This is a genomic window from Agrilactobacillus yilanensis (genome assembly GCF_003946725.1).
GTDB lineage: Bacteria > Bacillota > Bacilli > Lactobacillales > Lactobacillaceae > Agrilactobacillus > Agrilactobacillus yilanensis.
The window spans coordinates 1-1,267 of sequence record NZ_RHOY01000040.1 but is presented as its reverse complement, the minus strand read 5'-3'; the positions used below and the strand labels follow the sequence as shown (position 1 = coordinate 1,267).

Here is a 1,267-nt window from a genome sequence, read left to right as displayed (position 1 = left end):
GATTACCTTAAAAATTGAGGTTTTTTAATTAGGCAGATTGCAAGAAATAACTTGAACAAATTTAGTAACGCAGATCACGCAAAAAGATCTCAATCGGTGTTCGCCAATTTAAACATTTGAGTGGTCGGGAATTCAAATACCAGTTAATTTGAATCAATTCATCATCGGTAATCTCATCAATCGGTTGACCTTTGGGAATGAAGCGGCGTAGTACTCGGTTGCGATTTTCATTACTGCCTCGTTCATGTGGCGAATAAGCGTGCGCAAAGTACAGCGGAACACCGGTCTGTTCTTCAATCAAATTGTAGTTGGCGAATTCTTTCCCATGGTCAACAGTAAGGGTCTTGAGATTATCTCCTAACTGGTTAGCCATTTCTAAAATAGCCTTGGTCATTGAAGTACTATCTCGTCCATTAAGCCGTTTAACGATGGTAAGCCGACTCTTACGCTCGACAAACGTAGCTACTGCTTGACCTTTACGTTTTCCAGATAAAACTGTATCAGCTTCGAAGTGACCTGAAGTATTACGATCAGAAATTTCAGCTGGACGATCTTCGATGGAACGTCCATGACTAAAAGTACCACGGGTTTCTTTAGCTCGTTTGCGACGAATACCATGGTCAGGTAAATCGGTCACATTAATATCCAGTAGTCCCTGATCAATCCAGTTATAGATGGTTTTGTAGGCAATTCTAACTACATGAGCCACTTGTTCAATTGACCATTTTTGGATCTTGATTTTTTCTTCAATCAATCGCTTTAGGTTAGTCGTTAAGATGGTTTTACGACCACGATGACTAAGTTTAACTTCATGGTCAGTTTGAGCCTTAACTGCGTGATACTCACCAGCTAAGCGATGAACCTCATTAAAGATAGTGGTTTTACTAAAGCCTAAATAATCGGCAATATATTGAAGTGAGTGCTTTTCATGATGAAGTGTTTCGATGACAACGCAGTCTTCAAATGATAAAATAGTGGTGCTCATAAAGGTCCTTCTTTCTAGTGGAATGTTGTGGTGACACCATTAAAGACCTTTATGGGTTTTTCTGTCCACTAATATGTTCAACTTAAATTTTACAATCTACCGCTTAATAAAAACGACTGTGGGAGAAGCCTAAATAAAACCAGCAAATAGCGGTGTTAGCGACACACTATGTCAGGACGGTTTTGTATAATGAGGCCAGAAATGAACCGGTTACGGCCGACTTGTTTCATACATATCCAGGAAAGCAGGGGTTTCATGTTTAAGAAAGCTATCTTACTGGGG

General features: G+C 39.7%; 1 protein-coding gene. It reads right to left on the bottom strand.

Annotated features, from left to right (window positions below; translation table 11 throughout):
* Positions 1 to 61: 61 nt before the first annotated feature.
* Entirely contained in the window at positions 62 to 985 is a 924-nt protein-coding gene (locus EKM93_RS13450; RefSeq protein WP_047021683.1) for an IS30 family transposase, read from the bottom strand.
* Between the last annotated feature and the right edge of the window lie 282 nt (positions 986 to 1,267).

What these genes read in the sequence shown, in the direction of transcription:
- EKM93_RS13450 (WP_047021683.1), bottom strand. Translation starts at nt 985, where the DNA reads ATGAGCACCACTATTTTATCATTTGAAGACTGCGTTGTCATCGAAACA.